This is a genomic window from Dialister sp. (assembly GCF_036343215.1).
In the GTDB taxonomy this organism is placed as follows: Bacteria; Bacillota; Negativicutes; order Veillonellales; family Dialisteraceae; genus Dialister.
In genome coordinates, this window is the sequence record NZ_JAZASU010000112.1 from 1 (window position 1) to 5,010 (window position 5,010).

3 protein-coding genes are annotated in these 5,010 nt (G+C 47.6%); 2 read left to right on the top strand and 1 reads right to left on the bottom strand.

Going from position 1 to position 5,010, the window contains the following annotated elements; genetic code table 11:
- Positions 1 to 534 precede the first annotated feature (534 nt).
- Positions 535 to 1,275 carry a DivIVA domain-containing protein gene (locus VZT47_RS09270; RefSeq protein WP_330224684.1) on the top strand — a complete coding sequence of 247 codons (741 nt, stop codon included), beginning with the start codon at positions 535 to 537 and terminating at the stop codon, positions 1,273 to 1,275.
- A 368-nt stretch (positions 1,276 to 1,643) separates the two neighbouring features.
- On the opposite strand, the gene VZT47_RS09275 is transcribed toward VZT47_RS09270, so the two are convergent.
- Positions 1,644 to 2,540, bottom strand: coding sequence for an isocitrate lyase/PEP mutase family protein (locus VZT47_RS09275; protein WP_330224685.1), 897 nt, complete (start codon positions 2,538 to 2,540; stop codon positions 1,644 to 1,646).
- Positions 2,541 to 3,360: 820 nt separating this feature from the next.
- Here VZT47_RS09275 and VZT47_RS09280 point away from each other — a divergent pair.
- On the top strand, positions 3,361 to 4,359 hold the full coding sequence (locus tag VZT47_RS09280; RefSeq protein WP_330224686.1) for a YitT family protein: 999 nt from the start codon (positions 3,361 to 3,363) through the stop codon (positions 4,357 to 4,359).
- Positions 4,360 to 5,010 lie beyond the last annotated feature (651 nt).

Sequence of the window (5,010 nt, forward strand, 5' to 3'; positions counted from 1 at the left end):
ACGTAGGAATTTCTGCAGCCGATTGACAGGTAAGATCGGAAATCCGGACAACGAGAACATCCATCTCAAAAAGGGGGTTTATTTTTGTACCCCAAAAGCCGTCCACCAGTCATAGTGGGCGGCTTTTTTGCGTGTAGTTATCAGTGATCAGCTCGCAGTTATCAGAGTAACCGAATTCTTCGGGACTTTGATTTCTCAGTTATCTTCGGAGCTTTGAATCGCCCGGGACTCGGGAAACGGGACTCGGGGCGGTGGCGGCACACAATTCATAAAGTGCCGCTTTTTTATATGGGCACCTGTGAGGCTGACTGACGAAACGTATCTGACGGAAATGGACCTAAAGGTAAAATCTGAAACTGCGGACCCTCCAATTCTGATGTCCGCACCTTCCCTGAACCCTAAACCCTGATTTCTCTGTATAAGTCCTATGGCCTTTGCCGCCTTGATGAAACAGGGGCAGGCAAATCAGATGTCTTGCCTATTTCGCAGGAAACAAGTAAAATGAAAGAAGAATTATCCCAAGGAGGAAAACCCATGATTACACCAATGGACATCCATAACAAGACTTTTTCCAAAGGTCTCCGCGGTTACAGTGAAGAAGAAGTGAATGACTTCCTCCAGCAGATTGTGGCCGATTATGAACAGATTTACAGAGAACACCGGGAAATGGCGGAACAGATGGACCAGATGAAGACGAAACTGGCCAATTATGAACGCATTTCCGAAACCATGACGAATACCCTTCAGCTGGCAAAGGATACCGCTGAAAGCGTGAAGAAAAATGCCAAGAGAGACGCCGATATCCTCGTCTCCAATGCCCGCGCCCAGAGCAAACGCCAGATTCAGGAAGCCGAAGAATCCCGCAGGAAACTGGTGGAAAATATGCTCCGCACCGAAGGAAATATGAAAACTTATATCGGCAAAATCCGGAAAGACCTCACCCTTGCCCTGGCTGCCATAGATGCCCTGGACAATTTGAAAGCTCCGACCCTGGCCGAAGTTTCCGGTGAAGAACCAACCCCGGCGCCCATCAAAGAAACCCCTTCTGAAGAAATGACAGAAGAAACAGCTTCCGTGGAAGAATCGCCAACTGAAGAATCCGCTCCCACCGAAGAAACGCCCGTAGAAGAATCTTCCGCTGAAGAAACCGCTTCCCCTGAAGAATCCGGAGAAACCCCGGCTGAAGAAACTTCTGAGGAAACCACCGAAGAACCGGCTTCCGAAGAAATCCCGGAAGAAACGCCGGCTGAAGAAAAAGAAGAAAAATCCGAATAATCCCTATGACAAAAAAGCTGAAGCATGGCTTCAGCTTTTTTATTTTGCAGTGAATCAGTTATCAGAATTTTCTGTTCTTTTCCATAACTTTTAGTGAAATTCCCCATAAAAAATGGTGCCTTTACAATTTCAAGGCGCCACCTTCACTAAGAACTGATAACTATTTCTCCTGATGCTTTTAAAATAATGATTTCTATTTTTGTACACCCTCGTTCCCGATATCCCCAATTCAAAAGCCATCGAAGATGAAAACCGGAAATTTCCATAAAAAATGAGCGCCCCATCATTTCAGGGCGCCCACCTTCACGATTCACGGATCACGGACCACGGACCACGATTATGACAAATGTCTCAATCCATAACCCCGCTCAGTCGTCCCGGTCGACCTTATATTTCCTTTCCAGTTCTTTATAGGTATCAAGTCCGATGATATGATTGAATTCGCCGAAAGGAATCAGCTTATCTGCCACGGCATTGGTGGTTCCGTCCTTAGCGAGGGCGGTAAAGAGTCCGCTTAATGCTTTGGTAATGGTATAAACGGCAGAGCATGCGTAGAATACCACGGAATAACCCATCTGCTGAAGTTCTTCTGCCGGAATGATAGGTGTCTTGCCGCCTTCGATCATATTGGCAACGATGTAAGCGCCGGTGCCTTCCATGCCGAGGGCAAATTTTTCCACTTCTTCCCGGCTGCAGAGACCGTCGGCAAAGCACATTTCTGCCCCTGCATCGGCATAGCGTTTGGAACGTTCGATAGCTTCATCAATTCCATAAACAGCCCGGGCATCGGTGCGGCTCATGATCATCATTTCCTTATCCAGGCGGGCATCCACGGCAGCGCGGATTTTCTGGGCATGTTCCTCTGCAGAAATGACCACTTTGCCTTCCATGTGGCCGCAGCGTTTCGGCCATGCCTGGTCTTCAAAAAAGGTACATACGGCGCCGGCATTTTCGAACATTCTCTCTGTGCGGATCATGTTCAATGCGTTGCCATACCCTGTATCCCCATCTGCCATGACCGGGATATCTACAGCATTGCAGATGCCCGTCAGCTGCTCAGCCATTTCCGTGCAGGAAAGAAGGCCTACGTCCGGCTGGCCGAGACGGGAAGCCGATACGGAATAGCCGCCCATAATGACACAGGAAATACCCGATTTTTCAGCGACTTTGGCAGTCAGCGCATCTCCAACGCCCGGGGTAAGCAGGATTTTCCCGGATTTCAGATCTTCACGGAACTGGATTCTTTTTTCGGTTGCTGTCTTCATAATGTCCTCCTTGGAATGATGATAGTTGTACTATATTTAAAAATTTAATGAAATGACTGGCTTTATAAAGTTATCAGTTATCAGTTACCAGTTATCAGTTGTGGTGGCCGCCTGATAATAAAAAGGCGGCTTATGATGAAATATTCATTCATAATATGGACTATTTTTATAAAATGGCCTGCTATCCAATTTCATGCGGGCCCACCTTCACTGATCACTGAGAACTGCGAACTGATAACTTCATCCTCAAAGTTTTTAGAAAATGATAGTTACTCAGCCTTCGGACTCAAAACACAAAAGCCCCCTTCTGCATTGCAGAAAGAGGCGCACGGGCGCGGTACCACTCTCACTTTTCACTCGGAGTACAGGAAGGGTAATAAAAAAGCCCTGTCCCATCGGACAAGGGCGCTCAGCGCGCGGTACCACCCTGCATTATACTCATATCCATAACGGGGACTCCCGCCTTGCCTACTTTTTTCAGCATCGGTGCTCACGGGTGACACGCTGCCCTTCCATACCGGTTCCCATCCTCCCGGCTCTCTGTGATTTCCAGGTGAGCTTAATCCCGCTCCTTGCATTTGAAGATATTATAATTTCAGAAATGGGAACTGTCAAGAGAGCGGAGAGCCGTCAGCCGTTTGTTAGCAGTTAGCCGTTAGCAATTCGTATAATCTTTCCGACTAACTGCTAACGGCTGACTACTAACGGCTAAAGCATTTACTTTATCATGACGCAATCTCTATTGTAAAATCAAAAATTCCGTGTATGATATATACGATTTCACTACTTACGAAAGCGTTCTAAGAAAGGACTATTTCCTATGAAAAACATGCTGGGAGCCGACGCGCATTCTGTCACCTACTGGCAGCGGCTCACTTTTATCGTGGTCATTACCATTATAGGCACTTTCGGTTATTCCGTAGGCGTCAATGCCTTTCTGGTCCCCCATCAGTTCCTCTCGGGAGGCCTTACCGGGATTGCCATGATTCTCTACTATATCACCGGATTTCCCATCGGGATCGCCAACCTGATTTTCAATATCCCCATACTGATTCTTTCCCTGAAATTTATGGGAAGACTTTACACCCTCATCACCATTCTGGGAACCGTTCTCTGCTCCGTTTTCATCGACCTCACCAGTTTTATGGCCGATTATCAGGTCGTCAAAGACCCATTGGTTTCCGCCATTTCCGGAGGCGTGGTCCTGGGCCTTTCCATGGGACTTCTTTACCGCTACAATTCCAATACCGGAGGCCTTGACGTAGTCGGCGCAGTCCTCAAGAAATTTTACAATCTGGAAATAGGCTACGTGGTTTTCGGAATTAACGTCATTATCGTAGGCGCCGGAGCCTTCTTCTTTGCCCTGGAACGGGCCATCTGCACATTAATTGCCATGTATATCAATGCCAATCTGGCAAACCGCATCGTCATCGGTTTTGCCCAGAGAAAAGCAGCCTTCATCGTCTCCGATAAACCGCTGGAAATCGCCGATACCCTCCTTAGAAATATCGGTCACGGAGCCACCCTCCTTTACGGACAGGGCGCCTTCTCCGGAGCCGAAAAGAAAATCGTTTTTGCCATCGTCGATCTCACCCAGGTCACCAGAGTCCGTCACCTGATTGAAGAAATAGACCCTCATGCCTTCCTTTTCATTATGAATACCACCGACGTGATCGGCCGCGGTTTTACAAGTCCTATTTCAAGCGGCTTCAATATGCCCGCCTCCGTCCGCTACAACAGTAAAGATGGAGAACTCATCCCCACAGGCATCTGGAGCGAACAGATGGAAGAAGAAGCGGAAAAAGTGGATCGTCATTAATTGGGAAAACCTTTTATCTCACAAACTGCATATCGTGATCCGTCAACCGTGGTCCGTGATCCGTGAAGGTGGGCGCCTTGAAATCATAGAGGCGCCCATTTTTTATATGGAAACTTTCGTCTTCGAAAACCTTTGAATCGGGACTGCCGGGAATCTCGGGAATATTCAGGATTCTCCGGAAGGTGGCGGCCTGATGGCCGCACATTTTTTATGGAGATTTGCACAGGCTTTTATTGGTGTCATTTATCAGATAAAGTGGACTGAGACAGCTTCGGTATTCGGGATTAGCCTCACAAGGACATGCCCCGATAGATTCTTTTTCGAGATCTCGGGGTGCGGGATGCGGGGCGCGGGAAAGTGGCGGCCCGATGGCCGCACATTTTTTATGGGGAATTTGCACAGGCGGGGTTGAAAATCCCGCTCAAGTCGAAATGACCTCCGACTAACGTACCAATCCCAAGACAAATGTCTCTATCGGAAAGCGGAAAGGCTCCCCTCACAGGCCCCCCGAAGTTCGTAATGGCAACAAAATAAGGACATCAAAAATCTAATATTGTAGATTTTTAGGTTTATTAGATAAAAATTAACCTTCTAATCTATCCGACCTATCCTTAATGGGTGAATTCTCTGTTTTTGGGCGCACTAAAGGAA